Consider the following 20,495-nt stretch of genomic DNA (forward strand, 5'->3'; position numbering starts at 1 on the left):
TTTCTTGCGCTAACCAGGCGGGTACAGTAGCCTGAGTTAAATTCACCTTCAGTACGAGCCATCTGCATGTTAAAGCGCGTTTTTTACAGCCTGTCTGTCCTGGTCGGCATACTGCTGTTGATCGTGCTGGGTCTCGACCGCTGGATGAGCTGGAAAACGGCCCCCTACATTTTTGATGACCTGCAGGACCTGCCCTATCGCCAGGTGGGTGTGGTGCTCGGCACCGCAAAGTATTACCGCACCGGTGTCATTAATCAGTATTACCGCTACCGTATTCAGGGCGCGCTCAACGCCTACAACAGCGGCAAGGTCAATTACCTGCTGTTAAGCGGCGATAATGCGCTGCAAAGCTACAACGAACCGGTCACCATGCGCAAAGACCTGATTGCCGCAGGCGTTGATCCGGCAGATATCGTGCTCGACTACGCCGGGTTCCGCACGCTCGACTCCATCGTGCGCACGCGCAAAGTGTTCGACACCAACGACTTCATCATCATCACCCAGCGCTTCCACTGCGAACGTGCGCTGTTTATCGCGCTGCACATGGGCATTCAGGCGCAGTGTTATGCGGTGCCCTCGCCAAAAGATATGCTGAGCGTGCGCGTGCGTGAGTTTGGCGCTCGCTTTGGTGCGCTGGCCGATCTCTATATCTTCAAACGTGAACCGCGCTTTTTAGGCCCACTGGTGCCAATTCCGGCGATGCATGAAGTGCCGGAAGATGCGCAGGGTTATCCGGCGGTGACGCCGGAGCAGTTGCTGGACATGCAGAAGAAAAAGTAATCAAATTCTATAATGCGTGATATAACACGCACTACTCTGTCATCAGATACCTAATGAGTGATATAAGTGGCGCTAGTTGCCATTTTCATTAACAATGAGTAATATTTTACTCATTGCTGTTTTATGGAGGTGAGATGGAGACGTTAACCGTACAAGCATATCTGAATGAAACATGGACGGATATCGCCCTCATCAAATATCCGGGAAGCGAAAACAATGACTGGAACACCACACAGTTAGACTATCTTACTGAGTATGCGATTAATTTTCTTGACTATGATGATTTTCACGCGGTCTCAGTCAACCACCCTGTATCACTCTTTTTTGATGACCAGGGTCAACCGGGCTGGCTGCGATTTATCGACGATATCATTCCTGCCGGAGCCAGTCGCCGTTATTGGATAAATGCACTCGATATCAGTGAGTTGCCTGTTGGTCAGCAGAATTTTTTATTGTTGAAATTTGGCACAATGTCCCCTGTCGGGAATTTGCGTATAAAAGAATCCGTTCCTGAATGGAATGAATTCGCACGCACTAAAACGTTTACGGTTTCGGACGTCATCGATCGTGCGGCAGATTTTCTGGATTATGCCCAGGAAAGAGGCGCGGCGGCGGGTGGTGCAACCGGCGCTGGGGGTGAAGCGCCGAAACTGTTGCTGCGCTGTAGTGAAACGGATGCCATATGGATCGATACCTGGCAAAACGAACCGGATAACCGGGACCGCTATTATTTGGTTAAATATCCACGCGGAAACAGAACAGAAGTTGATTGTAATATTCTCCGGGCTGAATTTCATTATTACCATGAGCTTAACGCGATGGGCTTTTCCACGATCCCAGTGGACACAATGCGCCTTGAAGAAGGTAGCCACTATCCTTCGCTGTGGTTGCCACGTTTCGACATAGTGAGAAATGAGCAGGATCAACTGATCAGGCTGGGTATGGAATCGGTGTATTCACTATTACAAAAAGCACCCGGTACTCTCCTGGATCATGAGGCAACGCTGCGCGCGTTAATTAATAAAATTACCTCCAGCCATATGGTTCAGCAGCAGGGCTATCAATTTGATATCCCTGGTTTTGTAACAGAATGGGTACGTCGCGATCTGTTAAATATTATTTTTGGGAATAGTGACAACCATGGGCGAAATACCGCCTTTGTGAAAGCTGAAAATCACATTATGCTCTCCCCTGTTTATGACTTTGCTCCAATGAAAGCCGATCCAGAGGGGATACCGCGAACCCTGAAGTGGTCATTATCTTGTGAATCAGGGGGGGATTATAATTTCAACGCTATCGCGCAAGCGCTGGCGGAGTGGATCCCTCCCACAACTTTACTTGACGCTCTGCATGAGACAGCCGTCCAGCTCATCGATCTCCCGGAAAGGCTGGAGGCGCGAGGCGTTCCCGACCAGATAATGGAAATGCCCGCGATTGGTTTTCGCTATATTCCGAATAAACTTTCTCGTTGGGGTTTATTATGAAAACATCTAATAAGTTTGAATCAGAGCTTCTACAAACGTTAGCCCGGATACGCAGCGTAAATGAAAAACGACGTCATGATGAGGATGAAGATCCGGACAAGTCATCGGTAGTAAAGAGGCAACGCGTTTCACCAGGCTTAACACGGATTAGTACTCTTGATCGCCAGGCTGTACTGCATGCAGCCATACGGGACATTTTACTGGGTAAAATCACACAGGGTGAGGCGCTGAAAAGACTCAGGGTCGAAGTGTTGGGGATGAAGCAGGATGAATATGCAAAGCTGGTCAGCGTATCCCGGAAAACATTGTCGGATGTAGAAAATGGCAGAGGTAATTATTCCGCTGACATTATAAATAAAATCTTTAAACCCTTTGGGCTTCAAACCGGACTGGTGCCCATTTCCAAATCGCTTATAGCTTCACTTTTCACGTAAAAAACCCGCATGCCGTTCACGGGCAGCGGGTTTTATTTATTCGCCTGATAATTATTTCTTACGCGCGTATTTCAGTGAGTCCAGCGCAACCGCGAAGATGATAATGGCGCCCTTGATGATGTACTGCCAGTACGGGTTCACGCCGATGTAGGTCAGACCATAGTTGATGACCGTAAAGATGATCACACCGGTGACCACGCCAAGCACGGTACCCACACCGCCGCTGAAGGAGACCCCGCCGACCACGCAGGCGGCAATCGCATCCAGTTCGTACATAAAGCCGAGGTTGTTGGTGGCAGAGCCGATACGGCCCGCTTCCAGCATCCCGCCGAAGGCATAGAACACACCGGACAGGGCATAAATCATCAGCAGGTTCAGGGCCACGTTAACGCCGGACACTTTCGCTGCTTCCGGGTTGCCCCCGATGGCGAAGATGTTCTTACCAAAGCGGGTTTTGTTCCACAGGATCCAGACGAACGCCACCGCAATCAACGCGTAGAAAGTGATGTACGACAGGCGGAAGCTGCCCAGCGCAATAAACCCTTGCGTGAAGGTCGAGAAGCCGCTGTCGAAGCCCGAGATAGGGGATGCACCGACGAAGTCGTAGTACAGGGAGTTGATACCGTAAACGATGATCATCGTACCCAGGGTGGTGATAAATGGCGTCACGTTCAGGTAAGCGATGATGATACCGTTAATCAGACCAATCACCGCACCGATGGCGCAGACAATCAGGATCACCACGAAAATGGGCATGGTCGCCATTTCCGGGAACACCTTGTTGGCGTTTTCCATCGACTGCAACAGGGTTGCCGCGATCACCGCCGCCAGGCCGACCTGGCGCCCTGCGGAAAGGTCAGTCCCCTGGGTGACGATGAGCCCCGCCACGCCCAGCGCGATAATAATACGCACGGAAGACTGAGTCAGAATGTTACTCAGGTTCAGCAGACTTAAGAACGTGGGGTCCTGGAAAATGATAATGGCCAGCAATACTAAAAGAACAACGTAAATACCGCCTTCTTTCAGATAAGTGAGAAAACTTTTTTTATTTAACGCACTCATGAGGAGCCCCTGATCTTAAAGGTGCAAAGACGCTAAACGCAAAATTTCGTTTTGCGTTGTCGTTTTCGTGTCAACAATACCGGCAACGAGACCATTGCTCATAACCAGAATACGGTCTGTGATCCCTAACAATTCCGGCATTTCGGAAGAGATAATAATGATCCCTTTATCCTTTTTCGCCAGTTCAGCGATCAGCTGATAAATTTCAAACTTCGCGCCGACGTCAATACCGCGGGTTGGTTCATCCAGCATCAGAATTTCTGGCTGCGTTAATAACCAACGACCGATAATGACTTTTTGCTGGTTGCCGCCCGACAACGAACCAATTTGCGTACGATGCCCCGGCGTTTTTACGCGCATAGAGTCAATAACCCACTGGGTATCACTCTTCATGCGGGAGTTATCCAGCAGACCCACTTTGTTTTTATAGTTGCGGATATTAGAAATTAACGAATTAAAGTTAATATCCAGATAGGCATAAATACCGGTCGAACGCCGCTCTTCCGTCACCAGTGCAAAACCATTATTAATGGCTTCGTTGGCGTTGTGGTTGTTAATTTTCTTACCGTGCAGCGTGATGGTGCCTTCGGCTTTCTCGCGAATACCAAACAGGGTTTCGACGATATCGGTACGTTTTGCCCCGACCAGGCCTGCAATGCCCAGAATTTCGCCCTTGTGCAGGTCGAAGGAGACGTCGCGAATAGAGGGCTGACGCAGCGAGGTCAGATTACGCACCTCAAGGATCACCTCACCCGGCTTGTTCTCTTTGTCCGGGAAACGCTGGTTCAGGGAACGGCCCACCATCATGGCGATGATCTTGTCCATGTCCAGCCCTTCGAGAGGCTGAGTGGCAATCCACTGACCGTCGCGCAGGATGGTTATCTCATCACACAGCTGGAAGATCTCTTCCATTTTATGGGAGATATAAACAATGCCGCAGCCGCGATCTTTTAGCTTACGAATAATGGTAAAAAGGTGGTTAACCTCTTTTTCCGTTAATGACGATGTCGGTTCATCCATGATGACAATTTTGGCATCATAGGAGAACGCTTTAGCAATTTCGATCATCTGCATTTGCGAGACGGATAATGTTCCCACGCGGGCGCGCGGATCGATATCAATATCCAGCTCATCGAAAATGGCTTTGGTGTCACGGTACATTTTGTCCTGATCGACAAAAACACCTTTGGTTGGATAACGTCCCAACCACATATTATCCATTACCGAGCGTTGCAGTACCAGGTTCAATTCCTGGTGAACCATAGAGATACCGTTTTCCAGTGCTTCTTTCGCTGAATGGAAATCGATCTCTTTCCCCTGAAAAAGAATGCTGCCAGAATCTTTTTGATAGATCCCAAAAAGACATTTTAATAATGTTGATTTACCGGCACCGTTCTCACCCATTAAGGCATGAATTGAATGAGGCCGAACTTTTAAATTAACATTATCGAGTGCCTTAACACCGGGAAACGACTTGTTGATGCCGTTCATTTCCAACAAGAATTCACCGGACGACGGAGTAGTTGTGCTGACCATAATTATACCTTGTTGGCCTCGCATATCGCGTTATAAAAGGGCGCAACATGTTGCGCCCTGTGGAGACATAACTAACTATCTTATTTACCGATAAACTCAGCCAGGTTGGACTGGTCTACGCCCACGTAAGGTACGCGAACGATTTTATTGTCGATTTTCCAGTTGGTGCCATCAGCCGCACCTTTACCGTCGGCCAGGTTTTTCGCCAGATCGAAGGTGGCTTTCGCCTGGTTGTTGGCATCGTTCAGCACGGTACCGGCCATCGCACCTGATTTCACCAGTGCCAGCGCTTCTGGCAGCGCATCCACGCCGAACACAGGGATAGAGGATTTGTTGTGTGCTTTCAGGGCTTCTACCGCACCCATTGCCATCGCGTCGTTGTTAGCGATAACCACTTCAATTTTGTTCGCGTTAGGACCAGACAGCCACGCGTCCATTTTATCTTTCGCCTGAGCGGTATCCCACATCGCGGTATCTAAAGCCAGCTGCTGGGTTTTCAGGCCTTTGTCGTTCAGCTCTTTGACAACGTAAGTGGTACGCGCTTCAGCATCCGGGTGGCCTGGCTCACCTTTCAGCAGCACAAACTGGATCTGGCCGTCTTTGTTCAGATCCCAGTTCGGGTTGGCCGCCCAGTGTTTCGCGATCAGATCGCCCTGGATAATACCGGACTCTTTGGAGTCAGTACCGACGTAATACGCTTTGTCATAGCTGTCCAGCGCTTTACGGGAAGGTTCTTTGTTGAAGAAGACGATTGGCACGTTCTGGCCGCGCGCTTTCTCGATAACTGTGCCTGCAGCAGCCGGGTCAACCAGGTTGATTGCCAGTGCCTTCACGCCTTTTGCCAGCAGGACGTCAATCTGATCGTTCTGTTTGGACTGGTCGTTCTGGGAGTCATTCATCAGCAGCTGAACATCTGGCGCTGCTTTAGCATCTTTCTCGATCGCTTTACGCACAACAGACATGAAGTTGTCGTCGTATTTATAGATAGTCACACCAATACGGGTATCCGCAGCGTGCGCTGCTGCACCAAAAAGCATGCTTGCCATTACAGCAGACAGAGTCAACACCTTCTTATTCATGGTATCTCCGGTTTTTTTTATGCAGGGTAGTTCTTGTGAATAACGATCGGCGGGCAGGTGTTAATAAAACGTTACTGACAGCCGAAGTTCACTTATAAAATTTCTATCTTCCGTGTTCGGTAACGCTCCAGAAATGCGTTTTATTCGTTGTTTGCGGCACGTTGGCTATAGTGAAAGTGAATAATCACTGTTACATAGCGTTTCAGCCCCTAAAACGCTGACATCATAGTCAGCGCCTTGTTAAGATACTGTGAATTTACTCACAGATTGAAAACGGTTACATCAGCTGGCTTTATCAGTTAGTGATCGGAACCACAATTTGCCGGGCAGAGACCGAATGGCGGCGCACTAATGTCGGCATGAAACAGTGTGTTGCTCCCGTATCAAGCAGCCCTGCCGCGCCCTGTAACGCCAGCTCAGTCGCCAGTTTGGCCATCGAGACAATGGGATAGCGTACCGTTGTCAGCTGCGGGTCGGTGTAACGGGCAATGGGAATATCGTCAAAACCGATCAACGACAAATGCTGTGGCACCGCAATGCCGTTATCTTTTAACGCCGTCAGTGCTCCGGCAGCCATGCTGTCGTTGTAGGCAAACACCGCGGAGAGCTGCAGGTTACGGCCCAGCAGCTCGACCATCGCCGCCTCCCCTCCCTGCATGTCCGGGGTACCGGTGCCTACCCAGCTTTCAGCAGGCGCAATGCCATGCTCTTTCAGGGCGTTTTGCCAGCCTTCGCGACGCAGTTCGTCGTCCTCAATCGCGTGGCTGGAGGCCAGATAACCGATTCGCTGGTGCCCGTTATTAATCAGCATGCGCGTGGCCATCATGGCGCCGCTCACGTTATCCAGCCCCACGCAACGGTGGGCATAGCCGGGCACAATCCGGTTGATGAGCACCATGCCGGGGATTTGCTCCATAAATCCGGCAAGTTCCTCATCACTCAGGGCTTTTGAATGCACAATCAGCGCGTTACAACGCTGGCGGATCAGCACTTCGATGGCATAGCGCTCTTTTTCTGCTTCATGATAGCTGTTGCCGATCAGCACATACTTTTGGTGCTGCTGGGCGACAACATCCACCGCTTTCACCAGCGCGCCAAAAAACGCATCCGACACGTCCATCACCACCACGCCAATGGTGTCACTGACCTGCGTAGCCAGCGCCTGCGCGTTAGCATTGGGGCGGTAACCCAGTTGGGTCACGGCTTTCATTACGGTTTCACGGGTTTCAGGGCTGACCAGCGCGCTGTTGTTCAGCACGCGAGAGACGGTGGCCACAGAAACGCCCGCCTGACGGGCGACGTCACGAATGGTGATCATATTCACCATCCTTAAAAGGATTGCAGCAACTCACAGACACCCCCTGTGTTTAGCAAGGTGGCTATTTTGGCAGCGAGAGAAAGGGGACTACGTGAAGAAGCTCACACAGATGAAAACGGTTACATCCATTTTGTTAATGATTGTGATCCAGATCGTTATCTGGATGTATTATTCAATGAAACACCTGACGCTTTTGCGGTTAACTGACGCCACCCCCACTCCAGCGGCCCCTGGCGGAAATACCGCAGCCAGATAACCGAAAACGCCAGGTTTATCGTCCAGACCGGAAGAACAAACGCCACCAGCGTAAGGCGGTCGAATTTCATAAACAGGCCAAATCGATAGAACAGCGTGGTACAGATGAGGGTCTGCAAAATGTAATTGCTTAACGCCATGCGGCCAACACAGGCAACGGCACTGACAATCCAGAGGCGGGAGAGCTGCGGCCAGTAGCCATAGATGAGCGCGGCGTAGCCGATGGTCTGGAACGGGGCACCGAGCTCGCGCGGAACCTGCAGCAGGAAAGCGCACCAGCGGTAATCCCAGTGTAGATGCCACTGCGCAATCACCGCCGGAAGATTGATCGCCACGCCCAGCAGCACCAGCAAGACGCCTGTGCGACGATAGTGGCGCAGGCTAAATTCCCCTTTCAGCCAGCCGGTGCGCATCAGGGATGCGCCCATCAGCATCATCCCCGCCAGCTGCCAGCCATATTGCGCCCCCAGTGCCAGCAGGTTATCGCCCAGCATATCCGCGCGATTGCTTATCGCTTCCGCGCCGCCTTTTAGCTTCCAGAACTGCTCATACTGCAGGTTGGCGGCGTCCGGTATCCACGAGCGGCTTGTTGCGTCGCCGGCGATCATACCCAGCAACAGCAGCACGCCAAGCCCCATGACATAAAGCATCACGCCGGTGTTAAACAGGCTTTTGACGCTATGCGCATCACGGATGAGTCGCCAGCAAATCAGCCCGACTAATCCATAGGCGAGAAGAATATCACCGTCCCAGAAGAACAGGCCGTGAATAAAGCCAAGGAGCACCAGCAGGGTCAGACGTGACTGGATCCAGCGGGTGCCGCGTTTGAGCAGGAGTTGCAGACCGGCGCCAAACAGCAGCGCAAAGAGGGTGAGGAATTTCACCTGAGCAAAGAGATCGAGGATTGCCCACGTCCAGGCATCGCGACGGGTGATCTCGCCATACCAGGCGGGGTTGAGATAAGCGGCCTTCGGCAGACCGAAGGCGCTGATATTAAGCAGCAGGATACCGAGAATGGCGACGCCGCGAACAAAATCGAGCGTGACGTTTCGCTCCATGGTCCCTGCCCTGTCTGATTAGTTGTGGTGACGCACGGCGCGCAGGAACTCCTGGCGGGTGTTCTGGCTGGATTTAAACAGACCGCCCAGCGACGTGGTGGTGGTCGCACTGGTGGCATCACGTACACCGCGCGCCTTCACGCAGTAGTGAACCGCGTCAATGGAGACCGCGACGTTATTGGTGCCCAGCAGCGTTTGCAGCGCGGTCAGGATCTGCTGCGTCAGACGCTCCTGCACCTGTGGGCGTTGGGCAAAGAACTGCACGATACGGTTGATTTTGGACAGACCAATCACCGTATCTTTTGGAATGTAAGCCACGGTCGCTTTACCGTCGATGGTCACGAAGTGGTGCTCGCAGGTGCTGGTCAGCGTGATATCGCGCACCGTCACCATCTCATCCACCTTCATTTTGTTTTCAATGACGGTGATTTTCGGAAAGTTGGCGTAGTCCAGGCCGGAGAAAATTTCGTCGACATACATTTTTGCGATGCGATGCGGCGTTTCCATCAGACTGTCGTCGCTCAGATCGAGATTCAGCAGTTGCATGATCTCGGTCATGTGCCCGGCAATCAGACGTTTACGGGTTTCATTATCCACTTCCTGAACGGGTGGACGCAGTGGCGTTTCAAGACCGCGCGCAACCAGGGCTTCGTGGACAAGGGCCGCTTCTTTACTGAGTGATGACATTCTTTTCTCCTGCAGGTGTGGCGTCTTTTGCCCTCGTTGTGGCAAAAGTGTGCGCTCATTGTGCGTGAGGCCGCGCACATAATCCAGTATTCACGACGATAATTATTGCAATTGCTGCTGCCTTTCGGCCTGACGGTTCCACACCAGCGCGCCCGCAATGAACAGCGCAATGCCCGCCAGCCCCAGCGCAGGCTCAAGCTTGTGGGTAAGCCAGGTGGATAACGCCGAGGTCATCGGCCCCACCAGCTGTCCAATGGCATAACCGGTAGTCAGCAGCCCCGCCATATAGCGGGTATGTTCGGGTGCCAGCTCGCGCCCGTAGAGTAAAGAGAGCTGAACGGCACACAGGAATCCGCCGCCGACCAGCAGGCCGCCCGTCAGCAAGCCGCCAATTCCAGGCAGTAGCCATGCCGCCAGCACACCCGCCCCCTGTAACCACAGCACGATAGCCAGCCTGCGGTTCGAGGTAGAGGTGTGACGCAAAACGATACTGAGCACGATGCCCACAACAGCGGCAGCGCCAAATATCGGCCAGACAAACTGTGCAAACAGGCTGCCGGGAAAACGCACGGCCGCCATTTGCGATAAAAATGTTGCAGGCAGGATGTAGCCAAATCCGGCCAGGCTGTAGCTCCAGACCAGGCACTTCAGATCTTTCGTCAGAATAAGGGGTTCAGGCGCGCTGCCCGGCCGATGCAGTTGCCCGGCACGCGGTAAATAGCGGGCAACCAGTGCGATAAGCACCAGTGCCAGCACGCCGTAAATCTGCCATGCGGCCCCGGCCGACAACGCTTTTGCGTGAATATAGACCGCAAGCAGTCCGCTCAGGGCGATACCTGCGCCCGGCCCGGCAAACACGGCCGCGCTCAAACCCGGTTTACCCAGTTGCCCCAGCCGCTCGTTGGTCCAGGCGGCAATGAGCACCATCGACCAGCCGCTCATGCAGCCAATCACAAAGCGCAGCAGACCATGTACCAGCGCGTTATCCGCTGCGGCGGAAAGCAGCGTCAGCGCCACAGCGCCAGTAATACCCAGCCAGAGGCGGGTTTCAACGAAGCGATGGGCGCGCATCGCATCCCATGCGCCCACCAGATAGCCCAGATAGTTCATCGCCGCCACCAGACCTGCGCTGGTGAGCGTGAGTTGCCCGGCGGCAATCATCAGCGGCACCTGAGGGGTAAACGCGAAGCGCCCGATTCCCATCGCTACCACCAGAACCACAAATCCACTGAGCGCAATTCGCAGCGCCATGACCGCTCCAGTTGTTAATAAAAAGTAAATTTATGATGCAGGATCTCGCTGTCTTGCGAAAGTGAAAGTTGCTCACAGGTAAATGAAAACTCTGTATTATGGGTTGAATGAATAGCAATTCGCATTAAGGAGCCCTGCATGGAACTGCTCGAAGAGCATCGTTGTTTTGAAGGTCGACAGCAGCGCTGGCGCCACGACTCCACTGTCCTGAACTGTGCCATGACGTTCAGCATTTTCCTGCCGCCCACTGAAGAGGGTGTTAAGCCCCCGGTTCTGTTCTGGCTCTCGGGATTAACCTGTAACGATGAGAATTTCACCACCAAAGCGGGTGCGCAGCGTGTGGCGGCCGAGCTGGGTATCGCCCTGGTGATGCCAGACACCAGCCCGCGTGGCGATGAGGTGGCAGACGATGCCGGATATGATCTGGGCAAAGGGGCCGGGTTCTATCTGAACGCCACAGAGCAGCCGTGGGCGAGCCATTACCGCATGTACGACTACATTGCCGACGAGCTGCCAGCCCTGATCCAGCGTGAGTTTGCAGTAAGCAACCGGTGTGCCATCAGCGGGCATTCTATGGGTGGGCACGGCGCGTTGATCATGGCGCTAAAAAATCCTGGCAGATACACCAGCGTTTCCGCGTTTGCGCCGATAGTGAACCCGAGCCAGGTACCCTGGGGGCAGAAAGCCTTCACGAACTATCTGGGCGATGACGTACAACGCTGGCAGGAATGGGACAGCTGCGCCCTGATGCTGGCGAGCCAGCCTGGAAATGCGATCCCGACGCTTGTCGATCAAGGTGATGCGGATCAGTTCCTGGCCGGGCAACTACAGCCCGCCGTGCTGGCTGAAGCCGCACGCCAGAAAGACTGGCCGCTGACGCTGCGTATTCAGCCCGGATATGACCACAGCTACTATTTCATTGCATCCTTTATTGAGGATCACCTCCGCTTCCATGCGGAGCATTTGTTCGGGTAAGTGCGGTCTTTTTTGCCCGGTAAGGCGCAGCCGACACCGGGCATGAAAACCACATCAGAACTTATAATCCACACCCACAAAGTAGCGGCGGCCATCTTCCGTGTAGCTGTAATCGTCGCGGCTCAGATCTTTATCCAGCAGGTTCTGCACGCCCGCGCGCAGCTTCACGCTTTTCGTTGCCTGCCATGCCGCGCCGGTATTCCAGATGACATAGCCGCCTGGCGTTGCGTCTGCGCTGGTTAACGCACGTTTCTCGCCGGTGTAGTGGCCCTGGACGTAGAACGACCAGTCCTGCGTAGCCTTCCAGTCCACGGTACCGTTGGCGGTATGGAACGGCAGTTCGGACAGCGGTTTGTTGCCGCCGTTGCTGATATCACGCCCGTCGTTGTAGGTATAGTTCAGCGTCAGCTTCCAGTCCTCAGCCACAGGGATCTTCAGCTCGGTTTCCACGCCACGAATACGCGCCTTGTTGACGTTGTAATAGCGGAAGATCGGTTCACCGTCAGCATTCAGCCCCACGTAGTTCGGGTAGCTCTTAGCCTGGTTAACGTTCGCCGTACGGCTGATGCTGATACGGTCATCAACATTGTTCTGGAAGGTGGTAATGCTGGCCTGCACGCCCTCTAACCATCCCTCTTCCCCGCTGTAGTACAGCCCGAGTTCAAAGCTTTCGCTGGTTTCCGGTTTCAGGTTCGGGTTACCGACAATCTCGCAGGCACCGCGACACGATCCGGTGATCCAGTCCGGACTCAGTTGCAGCAGGGATGGCGCTTTAAACGCGGTTGCCCAGCCCCCTTTCACCGTGACGGTATCGGTCGCGTTATAGACCAGATACGCTCGCGGACTCCAGTGATCGCCGTAGGTGTCGTGGTCGTCCATACGGATGCCGGTAGTCAGCGCCAGCGGTTCAAATATCCGCCATTCATCTTCAAGGAAGAGAGCATACTGGCTGGTAGAGGTCGCGCTGCCGGAGCCCCCGGTCAGGTTTACCGGATCTTTCAGTTTGTCGTGACGCCATTCGCCGCCGAAGGTCAGCAGCTGATTGATTTCACCCAGCGGCAGCACGTATTTACCATCAACGGCGTTGCTCTCGGAAGTGATGGTATGGCTGTTACCCGGGTTTTTGTTGTCCACCTTCTCGCCGTAAACTTTCAGTTCGCTGTTGCCTGTCCCCCAGCGGCCGTTGTGGCTCACGGAGTAGTTCTGGCGCTCAAGGCGATTTTTATCGAGGGAATCGGAATCACGATCCTGGCGGTCGAAACCATAGCCTGCGGTAAAGTCATGATCTTCCGTCGGCGTCCAGGCGAATTCCACATTGGCATCGCGGCTGGTGAAGCCCTCAATGCGCGGCGTTTCACCGCTCGTTGTGGTAGACGATTCTTGCTGTTTGTCTTTTTCACGCTTAGACACGCTGCCGTAGGCCTTCAGCCCCAGCACGCCGTCCACCAGCGGGCCGCTGGTGTAGAACTGGCCGTTGTTGGTGTCCCCGCGATCGCGGTGTTCCTGAATGGTGGAGTCGGCACTCAGGGTGCCCGTCCACTTCTGACCGATTTTTTTGGTGATGATGTTCACCACGCCGCCCAGTGCATCTGAACCGTAGAGCGAGGACATTGGCCCGCGCACCACTTCGATCCGCTCGATCGCATCGACCGGAACCCAGTTCAGATCGAAATCGTTATGGCGGAAGACGGCGTTGCGGGAGTTAACACGCTTACCGTCGATCAGGATCAGCGTATAGCTGCTGTCCAGACCGCGAATACTTACCCCTTTACGGTTGTCCCCTTCATTAGTGAGCTGCACGCCCGGTACGTCCTGCAACACATCTTTCAGGTTCTGAACGGGTTTACGCTGCAGGTCTTCCTGGGTGATGACGGTGATGCTCGCCGGTGCGTCCTTCAGGTTTTGCTCAGTCGCTGACGCCGTGACAACCAGTGTGTCGCTGGATTCCGCAGCGATGACAGGCAGTGCCAGGGACATTGCGGACGCACAGAGTCCTCCCCTGACGAAGGGATTCAACCTAAACATTCCATATCTCCATGAGGTAAATACAACTAAATCAAAAGATTATTGCCCACAATGCCTTTTGCTCCGCCCGCATCTCCGGCGGGTCGGTGGTCTGCTTATTTTGACGTAACGATAAAGCAAACGATTATTATTATCAATTAAATTGTTAAAAATTATATCCGTTCTGCATAATGTGGAGATAAAAAAGCCCGCTCAAATGAGCGGGCTAAAAGAGAGGAAGTGCGGTTTATTTGTTAAATCGTTCAGGGAATTCCATTTCACTGTAGCGAACGAAGTGCGTTCCTTTCATCAGCTTGTAACCAAACCAGATCACCAGGAACAGCGGAATACCAATGTAGGTGGCCGTTACGGCGCCCCAGTCAATGGTGTCCGCCAGGAACGCTTCATAGTTCTGGCCCAGGGTGATAATCAGACACAGAATGAAGGCGAAAATCGGCCCCAGCGGGAAGAACCCGGAACGGTACGGCAGGTTGTTCAGATCGTGTCCCTGCATCACATAGCCGCGACGGAAGCGGTAGTGACTGATGGCAATCCCCAGCCAGGCAATAAAGCCCGTCATACCAGAGGTGTTGAGCAGCCACAGGTAGACCGTCTGGTTACCGAACATGGAGGTCAGGAAGCACAGACCAGCAATGACCGTTGTGGCATACAGTGCGTTACGCGGCACACCACCACGAGACAGTTTTGCGAAAATACGCGGCGCTTTACCGTCACAGGCCAGGGTATAGAGCATACGGGTTGAGGCGTACATACCGGAGTTACCCGCAGACAGCACCGCTGTCAGGATAACGGCGTTCATCACCGCCGCCGCAGAGAGCAGACCGGCATGCTGGAAGACCAGCGTGAACGGGCTGACGCTGATGTCTTTGACATCGTTTCGCAGCAGGCTTGGGTCAGTGTACGGGATAATCAGGCTGATAATCAGGATCGCGAACACATAGAACAGCAGAATACGCCAGAATACCTGACGCACCGCGCGCGGAATGTTCTTCTCCGGGTTTTCAGACTCACCGGCAGCAATACCAATCAGCTCGGTGCCCTGGAAAGAGAAGCCAACAATCATCGCCACGCCAATCATCGCCGAGAAACCACCGGCAAACGGCGCATCGCCAATCGTCCAGTTGCTCCACCCGGCCGGTTCCGCCCCTTTGAAAATACCAACGATCATCGCCACACCGACGACGATAAAGATGATGACGGTTGCCACTTTGATCAAAGAGAACCAGTATTCCGCTTCGCCAAAGCCGCGAACGGAGATGTAGTTCAGCAGGAAGATGACCGCGAGGAACAGCGCACTCCAGATCCAGCCTGGCGTGTCCGGGAACCACCAGGTCATAACCAGCTGTGCGGCGACAAGGTCAACGGCGATGGTGACCGCCCAGTTGTACCAGTAGTTCCAGCCCAGCGCGAAGCCAAAGCCTTCTTCAACGTATTTCTGACCGTAGGTCGAAAACGAACCGGATACCGGCATGTACGCGGCCAGTTCGCCCAGGCTGGTCATCAGGAAGTAGACCATCAGGCCAATCAGGATATAAGAGAAAAGTGCCCCACCCGGGCCAGCTGCCGAAATGGTTGCCCCGGAGGCAACGAAAAGACCTGTACCGATTGAGCCGCCGATGGCGATCATCGTCAGGTGACGCGCCTTGAGTTCGCGGCGTAGCGCGGGCGCTTCTGTGGTTTTAGTTTCTGAAACCATGTGAAAATGCTGTCCATCTAATAAATGAGGCGCGATTGTAGCAGACGATCCGCGTTCCTTCCGGCAGAAATACTGAGTTATAAGAGAGCTTCATGACTCGGCCAGGATTATAAGTAAAGCATAATTTTTCCCTCTCCCCATTGGGGTGAGGGGCGCTTTTACATGGCGCAATAGCGCAGAAAACGCTGCAGCGAGCTGGAAAGATGTTTCTGACGATGGTGAATACACCACAACGTGCGCACCAGTTTGGGCAGCGGAAGCGGAACTTCAACCAGCGTTCCGGCCTCAAGCTGTTCAATAATGACCCGTCGTGAAAGGCAGCTGATCCCAAGGCCATGTCGCACCGCATGCTTGATCGCCTCTGAGTTGCCCAGCTCCATCCCCAGCTGGAAATGCGGCAAATGGGAGAGCAGCAGATAATCAACAATTTCCCGCGTGCCGGAGCCCTGCTCACGCAGGATCCACTGCGCCTGCGCCAGACGTTCCAGCGTCACCTCACCCTGCAATAACGACGAGGCGGGTGAAGCGAAGACCACCAGTTCATCTTCCAGCCAGGGTTCCGCAATGATATCGACGTTATGGCACGGCCCTTCGATAAGACCGATATCCACGCGAAAATCGATTACCGCATTGATCACATCCTGACTGTTCCCCACGCTCATCTCCAGCGGCAGGGTCGGGAAATCCCGGCGATAGCGGGCAATCACTTCCGGCAAGATATAGTTCCCGATGGTGCTGCTGGCATACACGCGGATGGCACCGTTCTCTTCCCGGAAGAGTTGTTCAATTTCCGTTGCCTGTTCCAGCAGCGCCAGCGCGCGGGGATAAAGCAGGCGGCCATGTTCGTTAACCACCAGCCGCTTCCCTACCCTGTCGAAGAGCTGCACGCCCAACTGGCCCTCAAGATCGGTTAACGCGGCGCTGACCGCAGACTGGGAAAGCGAAAGCATCTGCGAGGCCTGGGTCGTCGACCCGCTTTTCAGCACTTCGGCAAAAACTTCCAGCTGACGCAAAGTAATGTGCATGGTTGCTTACCACTTATATAGATTGATTATAAGTATATAATCAATTTTATTTTTAAACCAGCGCGCCGTAACCTTTAGCCAGACAAAGGAGAAGGTTATGTCAGAAATCACCTTACAGCATCATCGTACATTGTGGCACTTCGTGCCGGGTCTTGCGCTCAGCGCGGTCGTCACCGGTGTGGCATTATGGGGCGGCAGCATTCCCGCCGTCGCCGGTGCCGGTTTTAGCGCCTTAACGCTGGCGATCCTGCTCGGCATGGTCGTGGGTAACACCGTTTACCCGCACATCTGGAAGTCCTGTGATGGCGGCGTTATTTTTGCCAAGCAGCATTTGCTGCGCCTCGGGATCATTCTTTACGGCTTTCGCCTCACATTTTCACAGATTGCGGATGTTGGCATTAGCGGTATCGCCATTGACGTCCTGACCCTGACCAGCACCTTTTTACTGGCCTGCTTTATCGGGCAGAAAATCTTTGGCCTGGATAAACAGACCAGCTGGCTGATCGGTGCCGGGAGCAGTATTTGCGGTGCGGCGGCGGTACTGGCAACCGAACCTGTGGTCAAGGCGGAATCCAGCAAAGTTACGGTGGCGGTCGCGACCGTGGTGATCTTCGGTACGCTGGCTATTTTCCTCTACCCGGCCATGTATCCGCTGGTTGCCCACTGGTTTAGCCCGGAAACCTATGGCATCTACATTGGCTCAACCATGCATGAAGTGGCGCAGGTCGTGGCGGCGGGTCATGCCATTAACCCGGAAGCAGAAAACGCTGCGGTGATTGCTAAAATGCTGCGCGTCATGATGCTGGCACCCTTCCTGATTATCCTGGCCGCCCGCGTGAAACAGCTTGCGCCCGCGGGTGGTAATCAGAAGAGTAAAATCACCATACCGTGGTTTGCGATCCTGTTTATCGTGGTGGCGATTTTCAACTCCTTCCACCTGCTGCCAAAAGCGGTGGTCGATATGCTGGTGACGCTGGATACCGTGCTGCTGGCGATGGCGATGGCGGCGCTGGGGGTGACCACGCACGTCAGCGCGCTGAAAAAAGCCGGTGCGAAACCGCTGCTGATGGCGCTGGTGCTCTTCATCTGGCTGATTGTGGGTGGCGGCGCGATTAACCTCGTGGTCCACAGCCTGATGGCATAAACCACTACATCCTTCCCCTGTTAACCCGTTATGATACGCATTTCGGGTTAACAGGAGTCCCTTTATGAAATACGTTGGAGCGCACGTCAGCGCTGCCGGTGGCCTTGCGAATGCCGCCATTCGCGCCGCCGAAATTGAGGCGACCGCTTTCGCCCTGTTCACCAAAAACCAGCGCCAGTGGCGCGCCGCGCCGCTTACCGCTGATGTCATAGATGATTTCAAAGCCGCCTGTGAGAAGTACCATTACGGGCCGGGTCAAATCCTTCCCCACGACAGCTATCTGATCAACCTCGGCCATCCGGTTCAGGAAGCGCTGGAGAAGTCCCGCGAAGCGTTTCTGGATGAAGTCCAGCGCTGCGAGCAGCTTGGGCTGACGCTGCTGAATTTCCATCCGGGTAGCCATCTGATGCAGATAGACGAAGAGGCCTGCCTGGCACGCATTGCGGAGTCCATTAACATCACGCTGGATAAAACCCAGGGGGTTACCGCGGTGATCGAGAATACCGCCGGTCAGGGCAGCAACCTCGGCTTTAAGTTTGAACATCTGGCCGCCATCATTGACGGCGTGGAAGATAAATCCCGCGTGGGCGTATGTATCGATACCTGTCACGCGTTTGCAGCCGGTTACGATCTGCGTACAACCGAGGCCACGAAAAACACCTTCGATGAGTTCGAACGCGTGGTGGGCTTTAAGTATCTGCGTGGAATGCATTTAAACGATGCCAAAAGCGCCTTTGGCAGCCGCGTAGACCGTCACCACAGCCTGGGTGAAGGTAATATTGGCCATGATGCGTTCCGCTTTATCATGCAGGACGCCCGTTTCGATGGTATCCCCATGGTGCTGGAAACCATCAATCCGGATATCTGGGCGGAAGAGATCGCCTGGCTGAAGGCACAGCAGACTGCTGAACAGGCGGCATAAAAAAAGCCGGATCGCGTTAAGCGTCCGGCTTTTTTATAGGTCGGGTAAGGCGAAACCGCCACCCGACACCTCTTTTAGGCTGCTTTTGCCACCGCTTCCGCTTCAGGGCGTTTCAGCACCGCGTAAGAGAGCCCCGCCACCAGCGTACCGGCAACAATCGCCAGCAGGTAACCCAGTACCGGGGTGATAGCACCTGGGATCAGCAGAACGAACAGACCACCGTGCGGTGCCATCAACTTCGCGCCAATCGCCATTGAGATAGCCCCGGTCACCGCGCCGCCAACGATACAGCAAGGCAGAACACGCATTGGGTCACGGGCAGCGAAAGGAATCGCCCCTTCGGTGATAAAGCACAGGCCCAGTACCAGTGCCGCTTTGCCGCCTTCCTGCTGCGCTTTGTCGAATTTACGACGCGCAATAATCGTTGCCAGGCCGAGCGCCAGCGGTGGCACCATACCGGCTGCCATAATGGCTGCCATTGGCGCGTAGGTCTGGGTACTCAGCAGGCCAACACCGAATGCATAGGCCGCTTTGTTTACCGGACCACCCATGTCGGTACACATCATGCCACCGAGGATAGCACCCAAAAGCACCGCGTTTGCCGTGCCCATGGTTTGCAGCCAGTGGGTCAGACCCGCCAGGATACCCGCCACCGGCTTACCAATCAGGTAAATCATCGCCAGACCGACCACCAGGCTTGAAATCAGCGGAATGATCAGAATCGGTTTCAGGGCTTCCATACTTTGCGGCAGCTTCAGCTTCGAGCTGATAAGCTTCGCGACGTAACCCGCCAGGAAACCGGCAATGATACCGCCAATAAAGCCGGAACCGGTGCTCACGGCCAGCATACCGCCGATAAGACCCGGCGTCAGACCCGGACGGTCAGCGATGGAGAAGGCGATAAAGCCTGCCAGCACCGGCACCATCAGTGCAAACGCGGAGCCACCACCAATCTGCATCAACGCCGCAGCCAGCGTCCCTTCTTCTTTAAATGCGGTGATACCAAACGCGAATGACAGTGCGATACACAGACCGCCCGCTACCACCATCGGCAGCATATAAGACACACCGGTCAGCAGGTGACGATAGGCGCCCGCGGATTCTTTTTTCCCTTCGGTAGCCGGTTTAGCCGCACCGGTTGCCTGATAAGGCTGGGCTTCCACCAGCGCTTTATCAAACTCCTGCGCGGTCTTTTTCAGCGCCAGGCCGGTAGAGGTGCGGTACATCGGTTTACCCGCGAATTTCGCCAGATCCACTTCGATATCCGCCGCAACGATCACCAGATCGGCTTCCGCCACTTCTTCCGGGGTGATGGCATTGCCCGCACCCACCGAGCCACGGGTTTCAACTTTTACCCACCAGCCGCGTTTTTTCGCTTCGGTTTCAATCGCTTCAGCCGCCATAAAGGTATGCGCGACGCCCGTCGGACAAGCTGTCACCGCCACAATGCGTTTCGGGCCCGTGGCAGCAACCGGTGCTGCCGCAGCCGGTGCGCTATAGACAGACGCATGACCTTTCGCTTCGCTCAGGAACAGTTCCGGATGTGCCACCGCGCGATTAATATCGCCCAGCCACACTTTTTTGCCGTTCAGCGCGCTGTCAGCCGGGACCTTATCACCCAGCACAATCGCCAGTTCAGCGTCGCCCGGGTTATCGGTCATTTCCAGATGTGCTTTGTTCGCCGCCGCTCCCAGCAGGGTCTTCGCCATATAGGCGCGAGCCTGTCCGAGACCGGAGTCAATAATCAGCAGCGTTTTCATTATT

General features: G+C 54.2%; 17 protein-coding genes. 6 read left to right on the plus strand and 11 right to left on the minus strand.

Features of this window, described 5'->3' with window-relative positions; translation table 11 throughout:
* Window positions 1-66 precede the first annotated feature (66 nt).
* The 3 genes from sanA (at window position 67) to AX755_RS19750 (ending at window position 2,698) form a co-directional block, all read left to right on the plus strand.
* Window positions 67-780 (plus strand): outer membrane permeability protein SanA, encoded by a 714-nt coding sequence (gene sanA, locus AX755_RS19740; RefSeq protein ID WP_023619764.1) that lies wholly within the window; start codon window positions 67-69, stop codon window positions 778-780.
* A 134-nt stretch (window positions 781-914) separates the two neighbouring features.
* A complete protein-coding gene (locus AX755_RS19745; RefSeq protein WP_062857291.1) occupies window positions 915-2,264 on the plus strand; it encodes a type II toxin-antitoxin system HipA family toxin in 1,350 nt (449 codons plus the stop codon).
* Entirely contained in the window at window positions 2,261-2,698 is a 438-nt protein-coding gene (locus tag AX755_RS19750) for a helix-turn-helix transcriptional regulator (protein ID WP_062857292.1), read from the plus strand. Before AX755_RS19745 ends, AX755_RS19750 begins: the two co-directional genes overlap by 4 nt.
* Before the next feature lie 51 nt (window positions 2,699-2,749).
* Here AX755_RS19750 and mglC read toward each other — a convergent pair whose 3' ends face one another.
* The 7 genes from mglC to AX755_RS19785 all read right to left on the minus strand — a co-directional run bounded on the left by mglC (window position 2,750) and on the right by AX755_RS19785 (window position 10,944).
* The gene (gene mglC / locus AX755_RS19755) at window positions 2,750-3,760 is read right to left on the minus strand and encodes a galactose/methyl galactoside ABC transporter permease MglC (RefSeq protein WP_013097952.1); all 1,011 of its coding nucleotides are present in this window, start codon (window positions 3,758-3,760) and stop codon (window positions 2,750-2,752) included.
* A 15-nt stretch (window positions 3,761-3,775) separates the two neighbouring features.
* Window positions 3,776-5,296 carry a galactose/methyl galactoside ABC transporter ATP-binding protein MglA gene (gene mglA, locus AX755_RS19760; protein WP_029883073.1) on the minus strand — a complete coding sequence of 507 codons (1,521 nt, stop codon included), beginning with the start codon at window positions 5,294-5,296 and terminating at the stop codon, window positions 3,776-3,778.
* An 80-nt stretch (window positions 5,297-5,376) separates the two neighbouring features.
* Window positions 5,377-6,375: a galactose/glucose ABC transporter substrate-binding protein MglB gene (gene mglB, locus AX755_RS19765; protein ID WP_014832691.1), complete on the minus strand. Its 999-nt coding sequence runs from the start codon at window positions 6,373-6,375 to the stop codon at window positions 5,377-5,379.
* 295 nt (window positions 6,376-6,670) lie between these two features.
* Window positions 6,671-7,693 carry an HTH-type transcriptional regulator GalS gene (gene galS, locus AX755_RS19770; protein ID WP_020690130.1) on the minus strand — a complete coding sequence of 341 codons (1,023 nt, stop codon included), beginning with the start codon at window positions 7,691-7,693 and terminating at the stop codon, window positions 6,671-6,673.
* Window positions 7,694-7,848: 155 nt separating this feature from the next.
* The gene (gene yeiB, locus AX755_RS19775; protein ID WP_029883075.1) at window positions 7,849-9,006 is read right to left on the minus strand and encodes a DUF418 domain-containing protein YeiB; all 1,158 of its coding nucleotides are present in this window, start codon (window positions 9,004-9,006) and stop codon (window positions 7,849-7,851) included.
* 18 nt (window positions 9,007-9,024) lie between these two features.
* Window positions 9,025-9,693 (minus strand): GTP cyclohydrolase I FolE, encoded by a 669-nt coding sequence (gene folE, locus AX755_RS19780; protein ID WP_013097957.1) that lies wholly within the window; start codon window positions 9,691-9,693, stop codon window positions 9,025-9,027.
* A 102-nt stretch (window positions 9,694-9,795) separates the two neighbouring features.
* Window positions 9,796-10,944, minus strand: a complete 1,149-nt coding sequence (locus tag AX755_RS19785) for a YbfB/YjiJ family MFS transporter (protein WP_013097958.1) — start codon at window positions 10,942-10,944, stop codon at window positions 9,796-9,798.
* A 138-nt stretch (window positions 10,945-11,082) separates the two neighbouring features.
* Between AX755_RS19785 and fghA the strand changes: the two genes are divergently transcribed.
* Window positions 11,083-11,919, plus strand: a complete 837-nt coding sequence (gene fghA / locus AX755_RS19790) for an S-formylglutathione hydrolase (protein WP_062857293.1) — start codon at window positions 11,083-11,085, stop codon at window positions 11,917-11,919.
* 54 nt (window positions 11,920-11,973) lie between these two features.
* On the opposite strand, the gene cirA is transcribed toward fghA, so the two are convergent.
* The 3 genes from cirA to yieE form a co-directional block, all read right to left on the minus strand.
* A complete protein-coding gene (cirA, locus tag AX755_RS19795; protein WP_062857294.1) occupies window positions 11,974-13,944 on the minus strand; it encodes a catecholate siderophore receptor CirA in 1,971 nt (656 codons plus the stop codon).
* A gap of 226 nt (window positions 13,945-14,170) precedes the next feature.
* Window positions 14,171-15,640 carry an amino acid permease gene (locus tag AX755_RS19800; RefSeq protein WP_013097961.1) on the minus strand — a complete coding sequence of 490 codons (1,470 nt, stop codon included), beginning with the start codon at window positions 15,638-15,640 and terminating at the stop codon, window positions 14,171-14,173.
* A gap of 158 nt (window positions 15,641-15,798) precedes the next feature.
* A complete protein-coding gene (gene yieE, locus AX755_RS19805) occupies window positions 15,799-16,665 on the minus strand; it encodes a DNA-binding transcriptional regulator YeiE (protein ID WP_029883079.1) in 867 nt (288 codons plus the stop codon).
* A gap of 97 nt (window positions 16,666-16,762) precedes the next feature.
* On the opposite strand from yieE, the gene AX755_RS19810 reads away from it, so the two are divergent.
* Window positions 16,763-17,809, plus strand: coding sequence for a YeiH family protein (locus AX755_RS19810; RefSeq protein ID WP_013097963.1), 1,047 nt, complete (start codon window positions 16,763-16,765; stop codon window positions 17,807-17,809).
* A 64-nt stretch (window positions 17,810-17,873) separates the two neighbouring features.
* Window positions 17,874-18,731, plus strand: a complete 858-nt coding sequence (gene nfo / locus AX755_RS19815; protein WP_013097964.1) for a deoxyribonuclease IV — start codon at window positions 17,874-17,876, stop codon at window positions 18,729-18,731.
* A gap of 74 nt (window positions 18,732-18,805) precedes the next feature.
* Here the strand turns inward: nfo and fruA are convergent, their stop codons facing one another.
* Window positions 18,806-20,491 (minus strand): PTS fructose transporter subunit IIBC, encoded by a 1,686-nt coding sequence (fruA, locus tag AX755_RS19820; RefSeq protein WP_023619758.1) that lies wholly within the window; start codon window positions 20,489-20,491, stop codon window positions 18,806-18,808.
* Window positions 20,492-20,495: the final 4 nt, after the last annotated feature.

The organism is Enterobacter sp. SENG-6 (assembly GCF_001605945.1).
Classification (GTDB): Bacteria; Pseudomonadota; Gammaproteobacteria; order Enterobacterales; family Enterobacteriaceae; genus Enterobacter; species Enterobacter cloacae.